General features: G+C 52.3%; 26 protein-coding genes. 4 read left to right on the top strand and 22 right to left on the bottom strand.

The window, feature by feature from the left end; translation table 11 throughout:
* Nucleotides 1-75: 75 nt before the first annotated feature.
* From Q4I12_RS05525 to Q4I12_RS05430, 22 genes are all read right to left on the bottom strand, one after another.
* A complete protein-coding gene (locus Q4I12_RS05525) occupies nt 76-1,131 on the bottom strand; it encodes a KpsE/RkpR family capsule polysaccharide export protein (protein WP_302260932.1) in 1,056 nt (351 codons plus the stop codon).
* A 490-nt stretch (nt 1,132-1,621) separates the two neighbouring features.
* Nucleotides 1,622-2,299, bottom strand: a complete 678-nt coding sequence (locus Q4I12_RS05520; RefSeq protein WP_302260930.1) for an ABC transporter ATP-binding protein — start codon at nt 2,297-2,299, stop codon at nt 1,622-1,624.
* A complete protein-coding gene (locus Q4I12_RS05515) occupies nt 2,296-3,072 on the bottom strand; it encodes an ABC transporter permease (protein ID WP_302260929.1) in 777 nt (258 codons plus the stop codon). The genes Q4I12_RS05520 and Q4I12_RS05515 overlap by 4 nt, the downstream gene beginning before the upstream one ends.
* A gap of 3 nt (nt 3,073-3,075) precedes the next feature.
* Nucleotides 3,076-3,423: an RT0821/Lpp0805 family surface protein gene (locus tag Q4I12_RS05510; RefSeq protein ID WP_302260927.1), complete on the bottom strand. Its 348-nt coding sequence runs from the start codon at nt 3,421-3,423 to the stop codon at nt 3,076-3,078.
* A gap of 16 nt (nt 3,424-3,439) precedes the next feature.
* Nucleotides 3,440-4,381 carry a KpsF/GutQ family sugar-phosphate isomerase gene (locus Q4I12_RS05505; protein WP_302260926.1) on the bottom strand — a complete coding sequence of 314 codons (942 nt, stop codon included), beginning with the start codon at nt 4,379-4,381 and terminating at the stop codon, nt 3,440-3,442.
* A 10-nt stretch (nt 4,382-4,391) separates the two neighbouring features.
* Nucleotides 4,392-5,621, bottom strand: a complete 1,230-nt coding sequence (gene kdsB / locus Q4I12_RS05500; protein WP_302260924.1) for a 3-deoxy-manno-octulosonate cytidylyltransferase — start codon at nt 5,619-5,621, stop codon at nt 4,392-4,394.
* Entirely contained in the window at nt 5,609-6,454 is an 846-nt protein-coding gene (kdsA, locus tag Q4I12_RS05495) for a 3-deoxy-8-phosphooctulonate synthase (RefSeq protein ID WP_302260922.1), read from the bottom strand. The genes kdsB and kdsA overlap by 13 nt, the downstream gene beginning before the upstream one ends.
* Nucleotides 6,455-6,460: 6 nt before the next feature.
* Entirely contained in the window at nt 6,461-7,333 is an 873-nt protein-coding gene (gene galU, locus Q4I12_RS05490) for a UTP--glucose-1-phosphate uridylyltransferase GalU (protein ID WP_302260920.1), read from the bottom strand.
* 20 nt (nt 7,334-7,353) lie between these two features.
* On the bottom strand, nt 7,354-7,695 hold the full coding sequence (locus Q4I12_RS13950; protein ID WP_367891480.1) for a hypothetical protein: 342 nt from the start codon (nt 7,693-7,695) through the stop codon (nt 7,354-7,356).
* A complete protein-coding gene (locus Q4I12_RS05485) occupies nt 7,674-8,225 on the bottom strand; it encodes a GDP-mannose 4,6-dehydratase (RefSeq protein ID WP_302260919.1) in 552 nt (183 codons plus the stop codon). Before Q4I12_RS05485 ends, Q4I12_RS13950 begins: the two co-directional genes overlap by 22 nt.
* Nucleotides 8,180-8,350, bottom strand: coding sequence for an NAD-dependent epimerase/dehydratase family protein (locus tag Q4I12_RS05480; protein WP_302260917.1), 171 nt, complete (start codon nt 8,348-8,350; stop codon nt 8,180-8,182). Before Q4I12_RS05480 ends, Q4I12_RS05485 begins: the two co-directional genes overlap by 46 nt.
* Nucleotides 8,347-9,489 carry a UDP-galactopyranose mutase gene (glf, locus tag Q4I12_RS05475; RefSeq protein ID WP_302260915.1) on the bottom strand — a complete coding sequence of 381 codons (1,143 nt, stop codon included), beginning with the start codon at nt 9,487-9,489 and terminating at the stop codon, nt 8,347-8,349. The genes Q4I12_RS05480 and glf overlap by 4 nt, the downstream gene beginning before the upstream one ends.
* Complete coding sequence (locus tag Q4I12_RS05470) at nt 9,489-11,711, bottom strand: glycosyltransferase family 2 protein (RefSeq protein WP_302260914.1); 2,223 nt, start codon at nt 11,709-11,711, stop codon at nt 9,489-9,491. The genes glf and Q4I12_RS05470 overlap by 1 nt, the downstream gene beginning before the upstream one ends.
* 411 nt (nt 11,712-12,122) lie before the next feature.
* Nucleotides 12,123-13,436 (bottom strand): nucleotide sugar dehydrogenase, encoded by a 1,314-nt coding sequence (locus tag Q4I12_RS05465; RefSeq protein WP_302260913.1) that lies wholly within the window; start codon nt 13,434-13,436, stop codon nt 12,123-12,125.
* Between the two features lie 24 nt (nt 13,437-13,460).
* Nucleotides 13,461-14,399, bottom strand: a complete 939-nt coding sequence (locus tag Q4I12_RS05460; protein WP_302260912.1) for a glycosyltransferase family 2 protein — start codon at nt 14,397-14,399, stop codon at nt 13,461-13,463.
* A 56-nt stretch (nt 14,400-14,455) separates the two neighbouring features.
* Complete coding sequence (locus Q4I12_RS05455) at nt 14,456-14,779, bottom strand: NanQ anomerase/TabA/YiaL family protein (RefSeq protein WP_302260911.1); 324 nt, start codon at nt 14,777-14,779, stop codon at nt 14,456-14,458.
* A 216-nt stretch (nt 14,780-14,995) separates the two neighbouring features.
* Nucleotides 14,996-15,220: a hypothetical protein gene (locus tag Q4I12_RS05450; protein ID WP_302260910.1), complete on the bottom strand. Its 225-nt coding sequence runs from the start codon at nt 15,218-15,220 to the stop codon at nt 14,996-14,998.
* Nucleotides 15,221-15,263: 43 nt separating this feature from the next.
* Nucleotides 15,264-15,476 (bottom strand): recombinase family protein, encoded by a 213-nt coding sequence (locus Q4I12_RS05445; protein ID WP_302260909.1) that lies wholly within the window; start codon nt 15,474-15,476, stop codon nt 15,264-15,266.
* A 460-nt stretch (nt 15,477-15,936) separates the two neighbouring features.
* Nucleotides 15,937-16,479 carry an IS5 family transposase gene (locus tag Q4I12_RS13945; RefSeq protein WP_367891468.1) on the bottom strand — a complete coding sequence of 181 codons (543 nt, stop codon included), beginning with the start codon at nt 16,477-16,479 and terminating at the stop codon, nt 15,937-15,939.
* Entirely contained in the window at nt 16,388-16,750 is a 363-nt protein-coding gene (locus Q4I12_RS05440; RefSeq protein ID WP_302259935.1) for a transposase, read from the bottom strand. The genes Q4I12_RS13945 and Q4I12_RS05440 overlap by 92 nt, the downstream gene beginning before the upstream one ends.
* Before the next feature lie 480 nt (nt 16,751-17,230).
* The gene (locus tag Q4I12_RS05435) at nt 17,231-17,737 is read right to left on the bottom strand and encodes a hypothetical protein (RefSeq protein WP_302260907.1); all 507 of its coding nucleotides are present in this window, start codon (nt 17,735-17,737) and stop codon (nt 17,231-17,233) included.
* Entirely contained in the window at nt 17,734-17,955 is a 222-nt protein-coding gene (locus Q4I12_RS05430; RefSeq protein WP_302260905.1) for a hypothetical protein, read from the bottom strand. Before Q4I12_RS05430 ends, Q4I12_RS05435 begins: the two co-directional genes overlap by 4 nt.
* 198 nt (nt 17,956-18,153) lie before the next feature.
* Between Q4I12_RS05430 and Q4I12_RS05425 the strand changes: the two genes are divergently transcribed.
* The 4 genes from Q4I12_RS05425 (at nt 18,154) to Q4I12_RS05410 (ending at nt 21,421) form a co-directional block, all read left to right on the top strand.
* Nucleotides 18,154-18,825, top strand: a complete 672-nt coding sequence (locus tag Q4I12_RS05425; protein WP_302260903.1) for an ERF family protein — start codon at nt 18,154-18,156, stop codon at nt 18,823-18,825.
* A 9-nt stretch (nt 18,826-18,834) separates the two neighbouring features.
* Entirely contained in the window at nt 18,835-20,001 is a 1,167-nt protein-coding gene (locus Q4I12_RS05420) for a hypothetical protein (RefSeq protein WP_302260901.1), read from the top strand.
* Nucleotides 20,002-20,014: 13 nt separating this feature from the next.
* On the top strand, nt 20,015-20,395 hold the full coding sequence (locus Q4I12_RS05415) for a hypothetical protein (protein ID WP_302260900.1): 381 nt from the start codon (nt 20,015-20,017) through the stop codon (nt 20,393-20,395).
* A 75-nt stretch (nt 20,396-20,470) separates the two neighbouring features.
* Entirely contained in the window at nt 20,471-21,421 is a 951-nt protein-coding gene (locus tag Q4I12_RS05410) for an AAA family ATPase (RefSeq protein ID WP_302260898.1), read from the top strand.
* Nucleotides 21,422-21,457 lie beyond the last annotated feature (36 nt).

Here is a 21,457-nt window from a genome sequence, read left to right as displayed (position 1 = left end):
AATAGGCCTGGGCACAGGATGACATGACAAGAAGCGCCGCAAGCATGACAGCGCAGGACAAGGACAGATATTTCATCAGAACCCCGCATGCTCCCGGATGGCAGCAACGATAAGAGAGACAAGACCAAGCAGCGCCGCAGCTGCCAGCATGAACACCAGACTGAAGACTATGGGCCGGGGATAGAGGGATTCATCCGGCACCATGGGCTTCTGGAACGATTCCACATAAAGAGATTTGGACTCGGCCTGGACGCGTGCTGTTTCCAGCGAGGCCATGGCAGAGGTCAACTGTTTCTGGGCGAATTCTTCTTCCAGAGTCAAGCTCTGGAATTCGCTGACAAGAGCACTCAGGGGCTTGTCGCCTTGCATCTGGCTGGCCAGACGCGCCTTTTCGCTCTGGAGCTGTTTCTGCAGGACAGCCAGCCGGTTCTGGAGCATGACCACCCGGGGGCTGTCGGCCTGCATATAGGTCGAGGCTTCGGCCAGTTCCGCTGTGGTCTTGGTGATCTCGCCTTCCAGCTGGTTGACGAGACTGTACAGGCCGCTGGCCACAGCCTGCGGATCGAGGATCACCGTACGCTCCCGGTATTGCCGCATGGCCTCGTGGGCCGTACGGATACGGGCCTCGGCACGGGCGACCTCTGCCTGCGCCTGGGATATGGCATCGGTACGGGCACGGTCGTTCATGGCATTGACCAGGGCCTCACTGGCATCAAGGATGGCTTGGCAGACGGCCTGTGCCATCTGTGGGCTGAAGGCTTTGGCCTGGACGGTCATGATACTGGTGTCCGGGTCAAAGGTCGTCACCACGGCCCAGCTCCAGTAGCGCAGCATCTCGTCCTGGGTCGCGTTGCGCGTCAGGCGATACCAGATGTCATGGCTGCGATCCGCGTAGTGATCCCGTATATGCAGCTTGGCATCCACTTTGTCGATCATGTCCATGGACTGGATGTAGTTCTGGACGATGTAGGAATCGCTCAGGGACGAGGAGTTGGTACGGAAAAAAGTGGACAGCATGTCCAGGGACTGCTGCTGGTTCTGGCTGCGTATGGCGAATTTGGCTTCGGCCAGATAGATGTCCGAAGCGAAAAGAGCCAGGTAAAGGAAGACCACCAGTGTGGGCAGCAGCACACAGGACAGCAGCAGGCGAAGCGCCAGGCCTTGCGGCCGAAAGAAGCTTCGTATGTTTGTGGCATAGGGGGCAAGACGGTCGAGCTTGGTACGGGCAGCCTCCGGCAGTAGCGGCAGTAATCCTGACGACGGCGCGACTTGAGACGATGGAGCCTTGGTCACGGGGGGAGTCTGTGCGGCGGCAGGCCCCTTGGGAGCCAGCTTCGCTGCGGGAGTGGTCGTCGGCTTGGGGGCTTGAGCCGGAGCTGCAGGCGTAGCAGGAGAAGCCGGCGCAGCGCTTTTGGGAGCTGCCGGAGCGGGCTTTGCCGCAGGCGCGGGGGCTGCCTTGGGAGCCGTTGCCGTTGGCGTAGGAGCAGGCTTGGGAGCCGGTTTTGCTGTAGGTGCGGGTGTCGCCTTGGGGGGGGGGGCCGGAGCTGCAGGCGCAGCAGGGGAGCCCGGCGCGGCCTCTTTCGATACGGAGGTAGGGGGAAGCTGCTCAGAAGCGTTTTGTTCAGACATAGCGTGGATTACTGGGTTGTTTGCAGATGGCGTCATAATATTTGACCGCCTCGGCAATCTGGTCGAAGAAGATGATCTTGCCGCGATCCAGTACACCGGCCACATCACAATGCTGTTTGATCGTGGCTATCTGGTGCGAGACCACCAGCAACGTGGAGGTACTTTTCCGTTCCAAAAAGACACGTTGGCTTTTTTGGCGGAAGGAAGCGTCCCCCACGGCGGTCAGTTCGTCGATGAGATAAAAGTCAAAACCGATGGCCATGCTGAGCCCAAAGGCCAGTTTGGCCGCCATGCCGGAAGAATAGGTTTTGACCGGCATGTCCAGGTAGTCTTCCAGTTCGGTAAAGTCCTCTACGAAGGACGTCACCTGCCGGATGTCCGCCTTGTAGATGCGGCAGACAAAGCGCAAGTTCTCCCGACCGGTGAGGCTGCCGTGGAAACAGCCGCTGAAGCCGATGGGCCAGGAGACCCGGCTGGTACGCTCCACGGTGCCGCGATCTGGCGTGATGGCGCCGCCGATGATGCGCATCAGGGTGGACTTTCCCGCCCCGTTGCGCCCCAGGATGCCCACATTAACACCGGGGACGAAGTCCACGCTCAGGTTGTCGAGGATCAGACGGCGCCCGGCTTTCATGCGGTAAGTTTTGGTCACGTTGCGCAGGCGGATCATTGTGTCACTCTCCGGCGTACATAACGCTCCAGCAACAATCCCAAAAACAGGGATCCCAAAGTCACCTGCACCACATACCAGAAATCCGCATACAGGGAAACATAGCCGTTGGCCAGGGCCATGCGTACAAGCTCGATGAGCTGCATGATGGGATTGAGCATCAGAAAGTCGCCCACCCTGTGAGAGAACGCGCTGACGGAATAGAAAATCCCCGAAGCAAAGAAGAGGATGCGCATGATCATGGGGATAATTTGTTGCAAGGCTGGAAGATAGAGAGACAACGAGCCCAACAGGGCTCCCAACCCCAAACCTAGCAGTGTGGCCAGCAGGATGCAGATGATGAGCAGCCCCACACTGGAAATGGCCACTTTATAACCAAAGAGGGTTCCGCACCCTAAGATGATGGACATACTAACTGTTTGGGTAGCTGTGACGACAAGACAGCGCGCCAGCATGATGTCCAGGGGAGTCACCTGCGGGAATGTCAGCAAAGCGCGGTTTCCGTCGATGGCAGCCATACACTTGCCCAAAGTTTGGTTGATGATGTTCCAAACTCCGAAACCGGCCACCAGATAGGTCAGCACTGTCATCCCGTGGGGGGCAGCAGCATGGGCAAAGTAGCGGACAGCCCAAAAGACGGCTACACCAAAGGCTGTCTGGATGACGGCCCAGAGATAGCCCAGGCTTTTGCCACCGTAAAGTGTATGCACTTCACGCAAGGCCAGAGCCAGGATGACGCGTGCCTGCGTATCCAGCGCGGGAGCCGTTGTCATGACCTAAAGGGCCCCCTGAGGAAAGATACGGGGAGCCAGACGCCATGCTTGCTCTTTTTTGTCACGGCAGACCGCGATACGGGTGATGCCTCCAGAGCTGTTGACAAGGCCTTCACGGCAGAGCTCTCCGAGGGCAGAGATATAATCTTCGCGCGTGGTCACTGTCACATAGTCGCCGTAGCTTGTGCCGGAAAAAGATGCGGAGGCGCCGGGATGGCTATCCCCCAAAAAGTTGGCCATCTGCTGGTCAGGCGAAAGTACAGGCTGGTTCACTGGAGCGGCAGCCTGGTCATTACGGGGCGCACACGCTGCCAGCAGCAGACATATAAGAAGCGGAAGCAGGCGTTTCATTACTATTTTTCCTTGGTTACAGCATGTCATGGACATGGATGAATCCTATCACACGGTCATGATCGACCACAAAGGAGCTGGTGATCTTACGTTCTGCCAGTAGGGCCAGTGCCTTTTCCACCAGACACTCGGGTGACAGGGAAAAAGGATGTAATGACATAATGTCCCGTGCTTTTTTTTGTAACAGGTCCGGGGCCATATGGCGTCGCAGATCTCCATCCGAGATGAAGCCGATCAGTTTGTCTCCTTCTACGATGCCGACCGCCCCAAAACCCTTGCTGCTCATGATATAGATGACATCGCCCATGGGGGCGTCCGGGCCAGCCAGGGGCAGGCTATCCCCCACATGCATGATCTCCCTGACTTGCCGGAGTTTTTTGCCCAGCTTGCCACCGGGGTGGAATCGCCGGAAATCTTCCGGGCGGAAGCCGTGTGCCTGTAAGAGCGTCAGCGCCAGAGCATCTCCCAGGGCCAGTTGCATGGTGGTGGATGTCGTGGGGGCGCAACCTATAGGACAGGCTTCCTTCACATCAGGAAGCTGCAACACATAATCGGCATTTTTCCCCACCATGCTGTCAGGCCGCTTTGTGACGGCAACAAGAGGCAGGCGATAGCGGGCCGCATAAGCGATGATGTCCGTTAATTCCTGAGTTTCTCCCGAGTTTGAGAAGGCGAGTACGGCGTCCCCCCTGGCCAGCATGCCCAGATCTCCATGGCTGGCTTCCGCCGGGTGGATGAAGAAGGCCGGACTGCCCGTAGAAGACAAGGTAGCTGCCACCTTGCGCGCTACATGACCGCTCTTGCCCATGCCAGTAACTGCGATGCGTCCATCTATATGCAGCAAGCAGTCTACAGCCTCATCAAAAGCGGGGCCCAGGCTGTCCGCGAGTATGCGCAGGGCGTCTGCCTCCTGGAAGAGGACAGTTGCCGCCGTCGGGATGAATTTACCTTGAGTCATACGAATAGCCTTATCGTTGTGACAGGAGCATATCCACAAGTTCGCGGAAGGCCCCCTGACCGCCCTGTGTCTGCAGGACGATGTCTGCCGCACGTTTGACCTCGTTCCGGGCATTGGCCACAGTTACCCCTAGCCCGCAGCAGGCGAATCCATCCAGATCAGGCAGATCATCGCCGATAAACAGGGCTTCGTGTGCACTGACGCCCGCCTCCTGCAGCAGACTTTCGCAGGCTGCGCGTTTTTCGACCTTGCCCAGACGGAACATATCGATCCCCAAATCGTTCAGACGACGGCGCAGGGCCGGACAGTCCCGGCCGGACAGGACTGCCACGCGGATGCCCGCTTTGTGGAGCATGACCATGCCCTGACCGTCCTGGGCGTGGAAACGCTTGAGGCATTCGCCGTCAGGGCCGTAGTACAGGCCGCCGTCGGTGAGCACGCCGTCCACATCCGTGATGACCAGGCGGATGCCTGTCAGTGAAGTAGAAGGCGTCGCAGGCGCAGAGGCAGAGAAATCTTTGCCCGCCACGATGGCCCTGACCCGCTCCAGGTCTTCAGGCGTATCCACACCCGGCGCGCACGGTGGAAGTTCCACGGTCTGGATGCCGACGCCATGCTGCAGCAGGCGCAACTGTTCCAGTTTTTCCGTGCGCTCCAGCATCCCCGGTTCATGGTCCGCGAAGATCTTCAGGGCGTCCGGGCGATAGGCATACATGCCCATATGTCCCCAATAGGCGCCCGTCCCTTCTTCGTCCCGGTCAAAAGGGATACGGGCCCGGCTGAAATAAAGGGCCGCACCGCTATCGCTACGTACGATCTTGACCAAATTGAGATCAGCGGCTTGCTCAAACGTGATAGGATAGCAGGGGGTAGCAGCCGCCATGTGTGGATTGTCAAGCAGGGCCTTTACCAACTTGTCCACATCAGCCGGGCGCAGCAGAGGTTCATCGCCTTGGACATTCAAGTAAATATCGGCCTGTTCTTGCCGGGCCGCTTCCACAAGACGATCCGTACCGGAAGCGCATTGTGGGGAGGTCAGGATGGCCCGGCCGCCAAAGGCTTCCACAGCCTGGATGATACGGACATCATCCGTGGCCACCAGCACCGTATCCACCAGGGTGGCTTCTTGGACAGCTTCATAGACACGCTGGATCATGGGCTTGCCGCAGATGTCCAGCAGGGGTTTGCCCGGCAGACGAGTAGAGGCATACCGGGCAGGAATGACAGCTAGGGTACGCATACGGTGACTTCCTTGTCCATTTTTTCCATGCCTGCCTTGACGACGCAGTCCAGCTCTTTGAGCGTGGCCAGCTGGGAAGGCAGGGCGGTGAAGGGCAGCATGTTGGGGCCGTCGCAGGGAGCTTTGTCAGGATCGGGATGGGTCTCCAGGAAAAGTCCTGCCACCCCCACCGCCACAGCAGCGCGGGCCAGGGCGGCCACGAACTCCCGTTGCCCGCCGCTCTTGCCGTCGCCCGCACCGGGCAGCTGTACGGAATGGGTGGCATCGAAAATGACAGGGTGTCCGGTCGCCTTCATGATCTCCAGCCCGCGCATGTCCACAACCAAGTTGTTGTAGCCGAAGCTGCTGCCACGCTCGCACAGGCAGATGCGCTCATTACCCGTACTGCGGGCTTTAGCCAGCACGTGACGCATCTCCCAGGGCGAAAGGAACTGTCCCTTTTTGATATTCACCGGTTTTCCCGTAGCCGCCGCAGCCAGCAACAAGTCTGTTTGCCGACAGAGGAATGCCGGGATCTGCAGCATGTCCACTGCTTCGGCCACGGGTATGGCCTGCTCCGGCAAATGGATATCCGTAATGACGGGAACATCGTAGAGTTCCCGCACTTCCGCCAGGATGGACAGCCCTTCTGTCATTCCCACGCCACGATAGGAGGCGCCGGAACTGCGGTTGGCCTTGTCGAAACTAGACTTGAAGATCAGGGGAACACCGGCCTGAAGAAAGATCTCCTTCAGGGCCGCGGCCGCCTCCAATGTCTGCTGCCGACCCTCGATGGCACAAGGACCAGCGATAACAGACAGGGGACCAGTATTGGAAAAACAGATGCTCAGCATGATATGTTATTCGAACTGGATGATGTTTTTTAGCTTTTTCAACAACTCATAACGCAAGTTTTCGTCTTGCAGGCCAAAGTAGATATTGGCTGTGAGATAATCGCTCCAGTTACCGGCGTCAAAACGGATACCGGCCAGTTTCACCGCCAACATCCCCTTTTCGCGGGCCCGGGCCTTCAGGGCATCCGTCAGCTGGATCTCACCGCCATGGCCGGGCTCCACCTTGTCCAGATAATCGAAGATATCCGGGAACAGGGCATATCTGCCGACCACGGCAAGACGGGAAGGAGCCTTGTCCACAGCAGGTTTTTCCACCATATCCCGTACGCGGTAGACACCGGGAGCGATTTCTTCGCCCTCGATGATACCGTATTTGCTGACTTCTTCCTGCGGGACTTCCATCACACCAACGACAGGCATGTTCTCGGCCTGCGCCACTTCGATCAGCTGATGGATGCCGGGGACACTGCCAAACATGATATCATCCCCCAGCATGACGGCAAACGGTTCATTGGCGACGAGGTCCCTGGCGCACAGGACAGCATGCCCCAGGCCGCGTTGCTGCTTTTGCCTGACGGACATGATGTTGACCATTTCGGCTACCTGATGGATCTCGGCCAGCTTGTCCTGCTTGCCGCCCCGCTGCAGGACGGCTTCAAGCTGCAGGTTGTAATCGAAATAGTCCTTGATGACGCTCTTGTCCCTGTTGGTGACGAAGATGGCACTGGTCACGCCGGAACGCAGAGCTTCTTCCATGACGTACTGGATGACCGGCCTGTTGTAGATGGGCAGCATCTCCTTGGGCACATTCTTGCTGGCCGGCAGGGAACGTGTCCCCCAGCCGGCCACAGGGACGACGACTTTGCGGAAAGGTTGCATGAGGTTCTCCCGTGTACAAGTCAGTTGCTCAGGACGTGCTGGCGTCCCGAAGTATGCCAGCTCCAGGCGTCGGTGATGATTTCTGTCACATTGGAGCGATGTGCTGTCCAGTGCAAGATCTCTTGGGCACGAGTCCCATCAGCCACCAGTACCGGCGGATCCCCTGCGCGACGGGGGCCGACCGTATGGACCAATTCCTGGCCGGTGACCTGCCCCACGGCTGTCAATATCTCACGCACGGAGATACCTGTTCCCGTCCCCAGATTGAGAGAGATCCCCTGGCCGGCATCGCCTTGGCAAAGGCGTTCCACAGCCAGCACATGCGCCGCAGCCAGATCCACTACATAGATGTAGTCCCGGATACATGTTCCGTCAGGTGTAGGATAGTCACCCCCCCCATAATACGGAAATCTGAAATTTCGCCCGTGATGGCCATGAGAGCGCGCGGGATGAGATGGGTCTCCGGCATATGGCATTCGCCACATTCCCCTCCGGGATCAGCGCCTGCGGCATTGAAATATCGCAACGCCGTCCAAGAGAGACCGTATGCCCGGGCAAAATCTGCCAGCATCCATTCCATGAACAGTTTGGTTTCACCGTAAGGGTTGATGGGGGCGGCAGGCAGATCTTCCGTGATGGGACAACGTTCCGGGATACCGTAAACCGCTGCCGTGCTGGAGACCACGATATTCCGTACCCCCGTGCTCCTCATGGCTTCCAGGATGCTCAAGGTCCCGGCGACATTGTTGTGGATGTACTTTCCGGGATTGCTCACGGATTCTCTCACCTGGGAGAACGCTGCAAAGTGGATGATGCCTTCCGGCTGCCATTCTGTGAGACAAGTTTTCAGCCGTTCCGTATCAAGGATGTCCCTTCCACCAGATCGCCCCATTTGACGAGGCCGCGAAAACCGGTGGAAAGGTTATCATAGACGCGTACCTCATGCCCGGCACGCGCCAGAGCTTTGCAGGTATGGCTGCCGATATAGCCGGCCCCACCTGTCACCAGTATTTTCATGACCGGACTCCTGCGGGAAGGATCTTGGTTTCAAAAACATTCAGGGCATCGGCAATGGCCTTGTCCATATCCCAGTAGCGGTATGCTCCAAGGCGACCGCCAAGGATGAGATTCGGCATTTTTGCCGCCTCTTCCGCATACTTTGCGTACATGTCGTTATTGCGCGCATTGTTTACGGGATAATAGGCCTCATCTCCATTTTTGTACGTTTTGGAGTATTCCCGGCAAATGACCGTTTTGTTCAGAGCAAACGGTTCCTTGCGCTCAGGATGATAGTGCTTGAACTCATGCAGACGGGTGAAGGGGACCTCCACATCCGCATAATTCATCACCGTTGTGCCCTGATAGTCCTGGACGGGCAGCGTTTCCCATTCAAAACGCAGGGAGCGCCATTCCAGCTCCCCGTATTTGTACTGGAAGAGCTGGTCCGGCATGCCGGTATAAATGACGGTACAGTCCGCAGAGATCTGCGCTTTGATGCTCTCGTACTCGCAGTTCAGCTTCAGCGTGATGAGCGGATTGTCCAGCATCCGCTTGAAGATGCTGAAGTAACCGTCCTTGGGAACCCCCTGCCAGGTATCGTTGAAGTAGTTGGCATTATAGGTTGTACGGAACGGCAGGCGGTTGATGATGGAGGCGGGCAGTTCCCGCGGGTCATGCTCCCACTGCTTGTGGGTATAGCCCTTGATGAACGCCTCGTATAAGGGGCGGCCGATCAGGGAGATGGCCTTCTCCTCAAGGTTTTTCGGCTCCGCGATGTAATCGCGGGCGATCTCTGCCTCCAAAAAGGCGGCAGCTTCCGCCGGACGGAAGTTTTTACCGTAATACGCGTTGATGGTGCTCAGATTGATGGGCATGGTGTAGACCTTGCCCTGGTAGGTGATGAACACCTTGTGCTGATAGCTGGTGAACTCCCCAAACTGATTGATGTATTCCCACACCTGCGACAGCGAGGTGTGAAAGATATGCGAGCCATACCGGTGGCACTCGATGCCCGTCTCTTCGTCCAGAGACGAATGACAGTTGCCGCCGATATGATCGCGCCTGTCGATGATGGTGACAGGTTCCTTCAGCACAGTAGCTATGCGCTCGGCAAGGGTGGCACCCCAGAAGCCTGCGCCGACGATGATATATTGCATTATCTATTTTTGTTATTCAGTTTTCTATTTACTAAGCGCGGAATAAAAGTAATAGCCCGTCCTATTTTATAGGAAAAGCTTGATTTAATTTTTTGAATTTTATTTTTTAATAGGAAGTTTTCTCTGACAAGTATTTTATCAGCATCGTGATATTCACTTATTTTTACTTCTGTAAAATTTGTGTAGATGTGTTTCCCATGTTGTCCCGTTATCGTTAATGATATTTTTTTATTTTCATCATCCATGAATAGCTCTTTTATACATTTAATGATATATTTCTTATTGATGTTAATATCATATCCTGCTTCAAGTAATAAATCTGAAGAAATTGTATTGTTTGCTTTGCAAACTAGCTCTAGTAAATCAGGATTATCTTTTGTTAAGAAACCAGTAATTATTTTTTTGAAGTCAGCATTAAGGTGTTCCACTGTTATTCTATGGAGCGTAGGAAGGTGGTATTCTTTTGATAACTCCAAGTTTTCTATGATCCCATGGAGTAAGTCATGAACGGTCTGCGCTGTCCAGTTGACATTGTTGTTTTCTTTGTTATATAGATATACAATTTTGGGAATGGCATAAAATTTTCCAGCAGTAATCATGGCCCTTACAAAGAAGGGAGGATCTTGGAACCGTCTGATTTCAGGAAATGTGATGTTATGTTTTTTCAATATTTGTAAATTATATATAAATCGAGTATATCCATAGTCAAACTGATAATCTTTATAGTCTATAAATTCTTCCTTTGTAAATGTATATAATTTAAAAATGCCGCTATAGTTTTTATGAACGACACCGTTTTTTTGATAACTAAAAGATCCACCGCATATATTTGCATTATTTTCTTTTGCTTTATTATATAATGTTTCAAGTATATCGTCTTCTGGATACCGATCGTCAGCATCCATAAAAGCGATAAATTCCCCTTGTGCTAATTCGATGGCTTTATTTCTAGCGCTTCCTGCCCCTTGATTTTGCTGGCTACGAATGATGATTTGATCATATTCTTTTTCAAGCTTTTTTAAGATATTAAATGACTGATCGATTGATCCATCATCTATACAAATAATTTCAATCTGTTTTAGGGTCTGCCTGAGAATACTATTAATACATTTTAATATTGTTTTTTCTGCGTTATATACAGCAATAATAATAGAGAGTGCATAGGATGATCCTTTGTGAGTCTTGTGTCTATGGTACATGTTTTCTGTATTATATAAATTTTTTTTAGGAATATTATTAAGTGTGTGGTAATAATTTTCTGGAGATTCGATAATACTATGCAAGTTATTTTTTGCACCTTCTGGAAATAAAGACTCGTCTAATTCGTTCTTGTTTTTTGATATTATATAGTCTTGGCTAAAATGTTTTAAAAACTCTAATTGTAAACTCTCATCACTTCGATTCATAGAAGCGCAGTAATGTTTATACCTGTAGTACTGGAATGCTGGTAACACAGCTTGTTTTATTTGAGGAAAATTTTGTAATTTTGAATAGATATAATTATACTCACTCTGTGCTGCAAAAATTTTTTTTCTATCAAATACAGAAGAATTTGGATTATCTCGCCTATTCATATAAAATGGTTTATCTATAAAATATGCTCTATCAGCGAATGAAAAAGTTTGAAACCAAAAACCGGTATCCTGAAAAGCGGCTCCAGGAGTCTCGTTATGATCAATATTATACTTCTTAAGAAAATCATTCTTATAAATCCCGGACCAGGTGTTCATGATAAAGGAAAATGTTTCAAGAGCTACTCTTGGAGTAATTACTCGATTATAGTAAGATTTGTTCTGACTTAATTTATTGTAGAATAATTCTAATTCACTATTGTCGTTATTTATAAATCTATAGAAATCTGCTTTAACAAAGTCAAGATTGTATTTCTCTGCAGTATTGAATAGTTCTTCATACATGTTGATATTGATATAGTCATCAGTTTCAACTATACCAATATATTTCCCTTTCGCCATTTTAAGGCCTAAATTAATTTGATAACCATAGCTTTTTTTTTCTGATACGATAACTTTTATTCTTTCATCTTTTTCTGCATAATTTTTTATCTTTTCCAATGTTCCGTCTGTTGAACCTGCATCAACGCAAATTATTTCAATATTTTTTAAACTTTGATTAATCACGCTGGATAGACACTCATCAATATATTGAGCAACATTAAGTGAAGGCATAATGACTGAGATTGAGGGGGTAAGATTCTGTTCCATTTTTTCTCCCTTAAGTTAGGGTAAGTCCATCGCGGAAAATTAGGCATTCTTGAAGATAATCTTGCACCATCAAAAATAACATATAACGTTTTACTAGGTTTATAATGGAATAGACATTCATAATGAGCATCATTTATGTCTATGCTAAAACGTCCATCTCCTAGATTTTTTTAGATCTTGCAGTGATGAGTACTGTTTAGTTTCTGTAAATATATTGTCGGTCTTTAAAATTTTTTCACGCTGATCTTGTATTTTTTTATGGCATCTTCATGAGGAGAAATATAAATATTAGTTAAGCTTTTATAAGCTGTTGTTAATTCTTCCATAAATTTTCTCTTTATAGTTTGAATTTGTTTTATCGTTATTTGTGGGGGTAGCTAAGAGCTACCACCCATTCTCACGATGTTTTGATTATAGTCTCCAGTAGTCGATGCCCGCGGCACGCATGGCCTGCGGGTCGAAGAAGCTCTTCACGTCCATGAGCACGGCCTTGTTGCCGTCCTTGCAGCGGGCCTTGATGTCTTCGGGCGTCAGGGCGGCGTAGGCCTTGTGGCTCACGGCCAGCAGCACGGCATCCAGGTCGCGCAGCTGGTCCAGATCCACCAGCTCCTGCCCGTATTCGCGCATGGCTTCGGCCGGGTCGGCCTCGGCGTCATGCACCAGCGGGACCACATTATATTCCTTGAGTTCGCGGATCACGTCCACCACGCGGGTGTTGCGCAGGTCGGGCACATTCTCCTTGAAGGTGAAGCCCAGGATGCCCACGCGCGCGCCGCTGACCACGTTGCCGTTCTTGATCAGGCGCTTGACCAGGCATTCGGCCACATATTTGCCCATGTTGTCGTTGGTGCGGCGACCGGCCAGGATGACTTCGGGGGGGAAGCCCATCTCCTCGGCCTTGAAGGTCAGGTAGTAGGGGTCCACGCCGATGCAGTGGCCGCCCACCAGACCGGGACGGAAGGGCAGGAAATTCCATTTGGTACCGGCGGCTTCCAGCACTTCGAGGGTGTCGATGCCCAGGCGCTCGAAGATGATGGCCAGCTCGTTCATGAGCGCGATGTTCAGGTCGCGCTGGGTGTTCTCGATGACCTTGGCGGCCTCGGCCACCTTGATGCTGGAAGCGCGGTGGATGCCCGCCTTGACCACGGAGCCGTAGACCTGGGCCAGCAGGTCGGCCGTGGCCTGGTCGGAACCGGAGACGATCTTTTTGATGGTCTCCAGGGTGTGGACCTTGTCACCGGGGTTGATGCGCTCCGGCGAGTAGCCCACGGTGAAATCCGTGCCGTAGGTCAGGCCGGATTCCTGCTCCAGGATGGGCACGCAGATCTCTTCGGTGAGGCCGGGGTAGACCGTGGATTCATAGACCACCACGCAGCCCTTGGGCATATGGCGGCCCACGGTGTGGCTGGCGCCCACCACGGGGGTGAGGTCGGGGGAGCGGTGTTCGTCGATGGGGGTGGGCACGGCCACGATGATCACGGCGGCCCGGACCAGGTCGGCAGGGTCGCAGGTGTACTCGATCGTGGCGGCGGCCAGGGCTTCGTCGGTCACTTCGTTGGTGCGGTCATGGCCTTTGCGCAGCTCTTCGATGCGTCCGGCGTTGATGTCGAAACCGAGCACGTTCATGTGGCGGGAAAAAGCCACGGCCAGGGGCAGGCCCACATAGCCCAGGCCCACCACGGCCAGGGTCGCCTTTTTAGTCATAAGTTTTTCGTATGTATTCATGAAAGTTACTCTTTTTGACTGATTTTAGAGTTGATTTGTTTTTGAACGAAAAAAATATAGAAAATATTTATATTTTTTAATATGAACATTCCCAGGGTATAGTATCAGCAAATCCCATTTGATACTTCGATAGGTTTCATATATAATACCTATATTTATCAGTTTTTGAAAAAAATTTAATTTATAGTGCAGAAAGTCTAGCAAATTTTTTGCCATATTATAATGTAATTTTTTTAAATTATATTTACTCGAGGTGCCAAGAAGATATTTGACTCCTCTCAGGTGGTCAAAAATTTTATCATGCGACCAATATATCATTTTATGTGTTTTTCTATATGCATAAGTTTGAGCTGGCACAGCGTAAAATTTTTTTGCGAGAATCATAGTATTTACAAAAAAAACTGGATCCTGAAAACGTTTCAAGGCAGGGAATTCCAGTTTATTATTTAATAAAAATAATTTGCTATATAAAAATTTTGTAAACCCTCCTTCATATTGATAATCAGTATAATAAATCCATCCTTCTTGTTCAAAGTATTGATCAGGAATTCTATAAGATAGTGTATTTGTAGCAGTATCGATTTTATATAGTGATCCACCACAAATCTTAGCATGCTGCTGAATAGCTTTTTGGTAAAGTACGGTAAGCGTATCCATAGAAGGATACAAATCATCGCTATCCATAAAAGCGATATACTCCCCTTTAGCAATGGCCATGCCATCATTGCGTGCCGGACCGGCACCTGTAGATTCGTCATGATGGATGATGGTAATCCGGGAGTCCTGGGCTGCGTAGGCTTCGGCAACGGCATCGCTTCCATCCGTAGATGCGTCATCAATGATGATGATTTCGATATTGCGTAATGTTTGTCCCGTAACACTGTCGAGGCATTCCCGAAAGTAGCGGCCACTATTTCGTACAGGGATGATGACACTGACAGCAGGACCTTTAGACGAAGGCATGACGGAAGCTCCAGAGTTAAGGCAGGCTAAGTGTATTCTTGCAGGCTAGCCAGACATTAAGGGCTGCCATTGAATTCAAGATCAAATCCGGTCAGGAGCATTTGAACATCAATATATTTATGATGCAGTTCAAAGCGGCGCTCAGCTTCGCTCTTGCCGCTGCCGCATTCGATTTTCGCAAAAATCTCATTCCCCTGGATTGGGTAGGTACCAGGTTCGATCGTTTCAGGATCGATGGATTTTAGAAAATCCGTTACCTGACTAAAGATATCGGGAAGATATTTTTTTCGGCATCCCAGCTTGTCAGTGTTCCGATGAACATCGTTCCCCCTATCGTTTCGCCTCAAGCGCTGGCGCGGTATTGCTACACGGTATGCCAAGAAAAGCGCTTCTCTTACGGAGTTCCTGTTCTCAATATCCAGAAGCCGACGTTGATAAACAACCGGTTATCTGCGGAAGGACGACCAGTATCGCCTTGGAACCGGGAAGAAATTTTTCAGTGTGTTGACTGTTACAGATGAAGCTCAAAAACATGGCCATCCGGCAGGAAATGTCGAAAAAGTGTACTTTTTCGCCACAGTCCATTTCCCTGTTCATTAGCCGAAAAAACCGACGTTTCCAAGCCCTATTCCGTCAAAAACGTGATTTTTCCCACTGGCGAAAAAGTACACCTTTTTGCCATGTTCAATCTTCAGACTTTTTTGTGGATTCAGCGCGGTAGCGGAGTATTGACCGTGCCATGCCGCACCGTTTGCGGCCTTTACTGAGGAGAGCTTTCCCGTTTTCCACAGTTCATGCATTTCGGCGAAAAGGATGTCCACATGCAGTTCCTGCGTGGGCAGCCGCCATTGCCGCTGTATTTCCTCATAATTGCGGCCCAGGTGATCGATGCTCGTGACGCAGAGCTGGTCGCCGGGCCGACAGGTCTTCGTACCGGGGACGGCGGAAGTCCTTGCCCGACATCCGGTCGGTGAAGATCCTGTGCCTGGGGATGCCCTGCCGTTGCAGGGACAGATGCCGGCGCTCCGCGTTCTGGTCGGTGCTGGATACACGGGCGTAATCGTACACGCTGTGCATGACATGCTCCTTGGTATGGCCGGTCGGGGCCTGTCCTTTTTCCGGGACACTGCGGAGGGGATACGCCATCCGCCGCAGGGGAGGCAGCCATGCGGACGTGTTGCCGGAGATGGGGAGGGGCCCGGAACCAGATGCAAAAAACACGCTTTTTCCATCTTTTTTGCCGACAGATGGAAAAAGCGTGTTTTTTTGTCATGTCATATGAAAAATCCCGGCTGGGTCGCCGGGAAAATGTGGCCTGTGGCCGGAAGCGTGTCCGTTTTGGGGAGGATCAGGGCCGGAAGCGTGTCTGTTTTTTCGTTTTCTTGACCAATCTGGTTTTCAAGTTGTCATTCCTCCAGGAAAAAGTCGCAAAATTTCTTTCTTAAAATATTGGGTGGCGCAATATCAGGTTATGGTTTGAGGGTGTTGATAAACTAATGACTTCGCGACATTTAGAGGATGTCCGGCATACATTTTGCTATACCAGTTTTCTCCAAAGGATACAGGCCAAAGCAAGGTAAAGTAGCCCCATAAAATTGACGAGGTAACAACAGTAGCGAATGCGCAAGCTCCGAAAACCCTTCAACCAGGCGAATGTCCGCTCTACTACCCAGCGGCGGGCAGGAGTCCTCCAGCGGTCCCGAACTTCTTCCCCCCGGCTGCGGATATGCTCCTCAAATCCGTTTACGTAGACTTCTTCGCTGACTCGCGGGTAGTCATAGCCCTTGTCCAGACAGAGATGGCGTACGGCAGACCCCAGAAACCAGCCGCCCATTTCCCGGGAGTTCTTCAGCGTCGCTTCTATCAGGCGGCTGTCATGAACATTGGCACCTGTGACTGTCACTCCCAGAGGAATACCCTGACCATCCACATGGAGATGTATCTTGCCGCCGCTTCGGCCCCTGTCCGTCGGGTTGCGTCCAAGGCCCTCAGTCGCTGATTTTTTGAGAGCGCGTCGGGGCTTGCAGCAAGGTGCCGTCCATAGCCTGCCATTGGGCGTCGACGCCGACCTTTTCCCCATATTCAGCAAGAAGGATGCGAAAAATCTCCGCCATGATGCCAGCTTTGTTCCATCGCTGGAAGTGCTCGTGGACAGTGCTTTTTGATCCATAGCAGGCGGGAAGCATGGCCCATTGGCATCCTGTCCGGCATTTGTAGAGGATTCCTGCCAGAACCGTGCGCTGCGCAAGCGGTTTGCTGCCGCCGCTTCTTTTTCGTTTGAACGGGGCAAGGAGAGGCTCGATACGTTCCCACAGCTCATCAGGCACATCACGAAAATCTGTTTGTTTCATGGGACGAGATTACCACACCTTTTAAAATCAAAAAACATGCCGGACATCCTCCTAGGCAACCGGCTCCCGGTCTGCCTCACGGAGTATGACCACCATCTGTTCATCGGTAAATCTTCCTTTTCTCATGGAATCAATCCCTACTGGATTGGCCGCATTTCCTCAAGTTTTTATGGTCTAGAATCTCCGTATCAGGTCACCCCTCCCCCACCAAAAAAAGAGGCCCGCCAGCAAAAACTGGTAGGCCTCTTTTTTGTTCATGCAGTCAGCCTATAGGGTCGCTGTACAGCCACATCGTTATCTTTCAGGATAAGCGTACTTTCTCCACAGCCTTACGTATCTCTTTCAACAGGCTACCGCAGTCGCGATAAAATCGCCCCCGCTCCTTTGCGGCTGCTATTTCCTGTCGCGTATACATCCCGTGCTTGAAACTATTCCGATTCCCGTACGGCGCACCGCCTTTGGGTGTTGATTCAGCCATTTTTACTTCCTCCTTTGGACGACATCTCCAACAATGGCCTGATCGGCGTAGACGTGTGTGACCTGGATGTTCTGCCTTCCGGCATTGCGGTAGCGTCGAAGTATCTCAAACTGTTGCAGGTACAGACGCATCATCTTGGCCGCTATAGCCGAAAGACGTTCCTTGTCTTCCGTAAACACAGCCGTGTCACTGCTGCTCAAGGCATTCACTGCGTACTCATTGGCAAGACACATCTGCACCACAAGCATGCGCTCAAGACTGTTGCTTGGCCTAATCTCCCGGATGGCGGTAATGCAGGCATTGAACAGCAAATCCGAGCGTTTTCCTCTGGCTGTTCTTGACAAGCAATGAAGCAAATACGTCGCCGCAGGCTCGTCTTCCGCCCCGAATGCGGCCATAAGTCGCTCTTTCCATTGCGCCGGGCACTCGCCAGCGAGCAACACCGGCGCAATGCCATTCTCTGTTTTCTGGACGAAAACAGACTCGCTCGTGCAGGTTGCCTGAGTCATCGTACCGACTCGTTCAGCGTGCGTGCCAGGTAATCAGAATCATTAAAAATGGCATACAAAGCCTTGTCATCAAGCTTGAGCAGCATCTCCGTCACTCTTCTGTAAAAAGCCGACGGCCCCATGCCGTAGAGCTTTCTGTCCAACACATCACGCAGCGCCGCATGAGTCTCGATCGGAAGACCTGCACCAATAACTCGAATCTTATCACTATTTTGCATAAGTCACCTCGTGTTTTTTCTTGATACAGAAATATTGGCCTCCTCTTTTCCAAAATTTCAGAAAGGAACTCCTTTTTCTTCTGCATACAGAACGTAAGCCTCGCAAAAAGATTGCATGGATAAAAGCAACCAGCAGTCAAAAAAAAGCCTTGGCACTTGTTATAAGGGTATAGAAAAAAGCATGTTAGGAGGCTTCTTATGCATACTACCACAAATCAGTCTTCCAGCCTTGCATCGGCTCTTCTCTGCGTCCAGCAGGCGCTGCAACCCGCCACAAAGGATGGTAAAAATCCGTATCATGCCACCCGCTACGCCACTCTCAACAGTGTCATGGCAAGCTGCCGTGAGTTGCTTATCAGCCATGGCATCCTGCTTACCCAGATGCCTGTCGTCCAGCCTGTAGAACTCGGTCAGAACGTCCTTGCTCTCGAAACGCGACTCACTCATGTGGATACCGGTGAATATCTTGCCAGCACTGCCATTGTCCCTCTGCCCAAAGCGGATCCCCAGGGACTGGGCAGTGCCATTACCTACGCAAGGCGTTATGCCCTCTGCGCCATATTGGGCATCATTACAGAAGATGATGACGGCAATGCCGCATCCTGTCTGGAGAATCGACAAGCGCCAAACGTAACGGCCGGCCCCAAGAAAGCACGTTCTCTCCTGGCATCTTTGCCGAAGCTCGATGGGGTCAGCTACAGCACGGCCACCAGCTCCGAGGGCCGACCATATGTTGTCGCTGTCGGCGGAACAATGGAAAAGAAAGTCCTTCTCCAGAAAGCGGGCTTCCGATGGGACAACAAGCAGCGGTGCTGGTGGAGATACGCGGACATTGAAAATCAGGACAGCGCCCAGAGCTGTTCGCTGTGAGGAGTCTGTATGAAAGAAACTAACTCGCAACGCCCCCTGGCGTTGATGTCCCTTCTGCACAATGGCCTGCGGCTCCATGCTGCAAAGACGACACAGGCCCAGCTGGGAGACAGGAAGCGCTATGTGGGGTTGTCCGACATCGCCGCCTTCAGCGTCTGCCCCCGTAAAGCTGTCCTGCAAAAACAGCAGCCCGGAACAGCGAATTTTGCCAAGACACTGACGCTTCAGCGGGGACACTGGTATGAAGACGGCATAGCTTCCGCTCTGGAAGCCACAGGCCTGTCCCCTCTGCGCCAGCTTGAAATAGCTGTGACCTACAAGGGCGTTCCCATCAAGGCGCATCTTGATCTTGTGCTGGTGTCTTCTTCCCCGACGCCAACCATCCGTATCCTTGAAGTGAAAAGTATGACAGCCCTGCCCGAACATGTTTACGCCAACCATGAACTTCAGGCCTACGGACAGATCGCGCTGTTCCATGCCTACTACAACAGGCATGTGTTCAGTCTGCGGGACGAACAGGGCACACCGGTTTTCACGGGGCTGTCTTTCCCTGAAGTGGTCGCCAGACTCTGGGGGGAATCTTTCCCGGACAACATCCGCAAGGTAAATGTCGAGGCCTGGCTTCTGGCCCTGACTATGACCGACGGCAAAGGCTTCGGCCCTTATCACTACAACAGGACTATGAAGACTGCGATCCTTGATATGGCGGTGCAGATGTACGGCCTTCTCCCACATCCTGTTGACAGATTGCCTGTGGCTGAGGGCTTTCATCCCCTCTGCTCCTGCTGCGATCATGCTGTGACCTGCCCCAAATTCGCCGGTCCTGAGCATCCTGAACTGGAGCAACGCCTGCAAAAGCTGGTTGACTGGAAAACAGACCGCACTGCGCTGGATGAACGTATCAAGGAGGCAGAGACCGATATGAAAGAATGGTATGCCCGGACGGACGCTCAGGGGGATTGGGTCATAGCCGGAAAACACCGCTTCAAAGTCGTTCCTCTGGCTGGCCGACGTACTCTGGATAAACACGGGCTGGCCAACGAACTCTCCAGTCTGATGCGGGATCAGGGAATCGCTCTGGACGTACCGGCGCTTTTTGCAAAGCATGAGAAGCAGGGGGCCCCCGGAAAGCGCCTTATGCTGCTGCCCTTCTCCAACACAATAACTGACGCCTAATACGAGAACTGATATGGATTACTCCTCGAATGTGGCCTTGTGCCTGAACCGGGCCGCTGCCGGCAGTTTGACGAGAAAGCTGTCTCACCTGAGCAAGGAAAAGGAAGAAAATGTCCAGATCCTTGCCCTGTTTAACAGCGCGGAGTGCTACAAGGCCAAAGATGGCGCCGAGGTTTTCCTCTGGAACGACGTCTCCTGGTCTCTGGACAAACCTGAGATCGAATATGTGGAATATTTTCTGGATTCGCTGGAAATGGGGGCCTTCCGATTCCTGCGCATCGGCGAAGAAACCGATGACATAGAGGCAAGCGGCGACTACCGGGATAATCCGTTCCGGCTCGATGTAAAACGCAGCCTGTCATTCAGAAAGCCAAGACACCACGCCGGTAAATAAGACCGGCTTTTTTCATCTTTACCGAAGGCTCGTCGTGTCCCGCACGGCGAGCCTTTTTCTTATGGGAGCACGCTCATGGCAAAAATCACGGACTTTGACGCTGGCTTTGTTTTTTCCGGCAAAGCATCAGGGACGAAAATCAGAGGGTATGACGCCCCTACAGCTTATACTCCGGCCCTGGATTCGCAGTATTCGTTCAATCCTACGTCAGGAAGGGACCTTGTTCTCTGGTTTCTGATGGAACACCCCGACCCGCTCTGGATCAGCGGCCCCACTGGCTGTGGCAAGTCCAGTGCCGTACGCCAGATAGCGGCGCGTCTCAACTATCCTGTTTTCGAAGTCAACGGCCACGAGCGTCTGGAAAGCTCTGACCTCATAGGTCATCTGTCCGTACAGCATGGCTCAATGTGCTTTGTTGACGGACCGCTCACCCTGGCACTGCGGCAGGGGGGACTGCTGCTGTTCAATGAAATCGATCTTTGCTCTCCCGCCACACTGGCAGGACTGAATACGATCCTAGACGGCGCGCCACTGTGTATCGCCGAAAACAACGGCGAACTCGTCAAGCCCCACCCCATGTGTCGCTTCATCGCTACGGCAAACAGCAATGGCGGGAGTGATGACACCGGTTTGTACCAGGGCGTGCTGCGACTGAATCTGGCTTTCATGGACAGATTTATGCTGATCGAAATGGGCTATCCCGAAGCCGATACCGAAGTAGCACTACTCCGGCAACGTTTCCCGCAACTGCCCCAGGAGCTTGTCACCAGTATGGTCAGCTACGCCAATGACATCCGCAAGCAATTCATGGGGACGGACAGCGGTCCCGACGCTCTCTCTGTCACCCTGTCCACACGCACGCTGCTGCGCTGGGCAGGGCTGACTCTGGCGTACCACCCGCTTTCGGCGCAGGGCATCAGCCCCATCATCCATGCATTGGACAGGGCCCTGGCCTCCCGCGCCTCCGCATCTGACAAAGCCGTACTGCACGAACTCGCGCGAAAATATTTCCCTGCATCTCACTAGAAGTCATTTCATAATTCCAGAAAAAGTCATAAAAAT

Origin of the sequence: Desulfovibrio piger, assembly GCF_951793255.1 — a bacterium.
In the GTDB taxonomy this organism is placed as follows: domain Bacteria; phylum Desulfobacterota; class Desulfovibrionia; order Desulfovibrionales; family Desulfovibrionaceae; genus Desulfovibrio.
This window is presented reverse-complemented; position numbering and strand designations above follow the sequence as displayed.

Bases quoted from the DNA above. Each gene is read 5' to 3' on its own strand.
- Q4I12_RS05425 (WP_302260903.1), top strand. From the start codon at position 18,154: ATGCATACTACCACAAATCAGTCTTCCAGCCTTGCATCGGCTCTTCTC.
- glf (WP_302260915.1), bottom strand. From the start codon at position 9,489: ATGCAATATATCATCGTCGGCGCAGGCTTCTGGGGTGCCACCCTTGCC.
- Q4I12_RS05445 (WP_302260909.1), bottom strand. From the start codon at position 15,476: ATGCACAGCGTGTACGATTACGCCCGTGTATCCAGCACCGACCAGAAC.
- Q4I12_RS05520 (WP_302260930.1), bottom strand. From the start codon at position 2,299: ATGATCCGCCTGCGCAACGTGACCAAAACTTACCGCATGAAAGCCGGG.
- Q4I12_RS05515 (WP_302260929.1), bottom strand. From the start codon at position 3,072: ATGACAACGGCTCCCGCGCTGGATACGCAGGCACGCGTCATCCTGGCT.
- Q4I12_RS05420 (WP_302260901.1), top strand. From the start codon at position 18,835: ATGAAAGAAACTAACTCGCAACGCCCCCTGGCGTTGATGTCCCTTCTG.
- Q4I12_RS05465 (WP_302260913.1), bottom strand. From the start codon at position 13,436: ATGAATACATACGAAAAACTTATGACTAAAAAGGCGACCCTGGCCGTG.
- Q4I12_RS05505 (WP_302260926.1), bottom strand. From the start codon at position 4,381: ATGACTCAAGGTAAATTCATCCCGACGGCGGCAACTGTCCTCTTCCAG.
- galU (WP_302260920.1), bottom strand. From the start codon at position 7,333: ATGCAACCTTTCCGCAAAGTCGTCGTCCCTGTGGCCGGCTGGGGGACA.
- Q4I12_RS13945 (WP_367891468.1), bottom strand. From the start codon at position 16,479: ATGGGGAAAAGGTCGGCGTCGACGCCCAATGGCAGGCTATGGACGGCA.
- Q4I12_RS05435 (WP_302260907.1), bottom strand. From the start codon at position 17,737: ATGACTCAGGCAACCTGCACGAGCGAGTCTGTTTTCGTCCAGAAAACA.
- Q4I12_RS05470 (WP_302260914.1), bottom strand. From the start codon at position 11,711: ATGGAACAGAATCTTACCCCCTCAATCTCAGTCATTATGCCTTCACTT.
- Q4I12_RS05510 (WP_302260927.1), bottom strand. From the start codon at position 3,423: ATGAAACGCCTGCTTCCGCTTCTTATATGTCTGCTGCTGGCAGCGTGT.
- kdsA (WP_302260922.1), bottom strand. From the start codon at position 6,454: ATGCTGAGCATCTGTTTTTCCAATACTGGTCCCCTGTCTGTTATCGCT.
- Q4I12_RS05415 (WP_302260900.1), top strand. From the start codon at position 20,015: ATGGATTACTCCTCGAATGTGGCCTTGTGCCTGAACCGGGCCGCTGCC.
- Q4I12_RS05440 (WP_302259935.1), bottom strand. From the start codon at position 16,750: ATGAAACAAACAGATTTTCGTGATGTGCCTGATGAGCTGTGGGAACGT.
- Q4I12_RS05460 (WP_302260912.1), bottom strand. From the start codon at position 14,399: ATGCCTTCGTCTAAAGGTCCTGCTGTCAGTGTCATCATCCCTGTACGA.
- kdsB (WP_302260924.1), bottom strand. From the start codon at position 5,621: ATGCGTACCCTAGCTGTCATTCCTGCCCGGTATGCCTCTACTCGTCTG.
- Q4I12_RS05430 (WP_302260905.1), bottom strand. From the start codon at position 17,955: ATGCAAAATAGTGATAAGATTCGAGTTATTGGTGCAGGTCTTCCGATC.
- Q4I12_RS05480 (WP_302260917.1), bottom strand. From the start codon at position 8,350: ATGAAAATACTGGTGACAGGTGGGGCCGGCTATATCGGCAGCCATACC.
- Q4I12_RS05485 (WP_302260919.1), bottom strand. From the start codon at position 8,225: ATGGGGCGATCTGGTGGAAGGGACATCCTTGATACGGAACGGCTGAAA.
- Q4I12_RS05410 (WP_302260898.1), top strand. From the start codon at position 20,471: ATGGCAAAAATCACGGACTTTGACGCTGGCTTTGTTTTTTCCGGCAAA.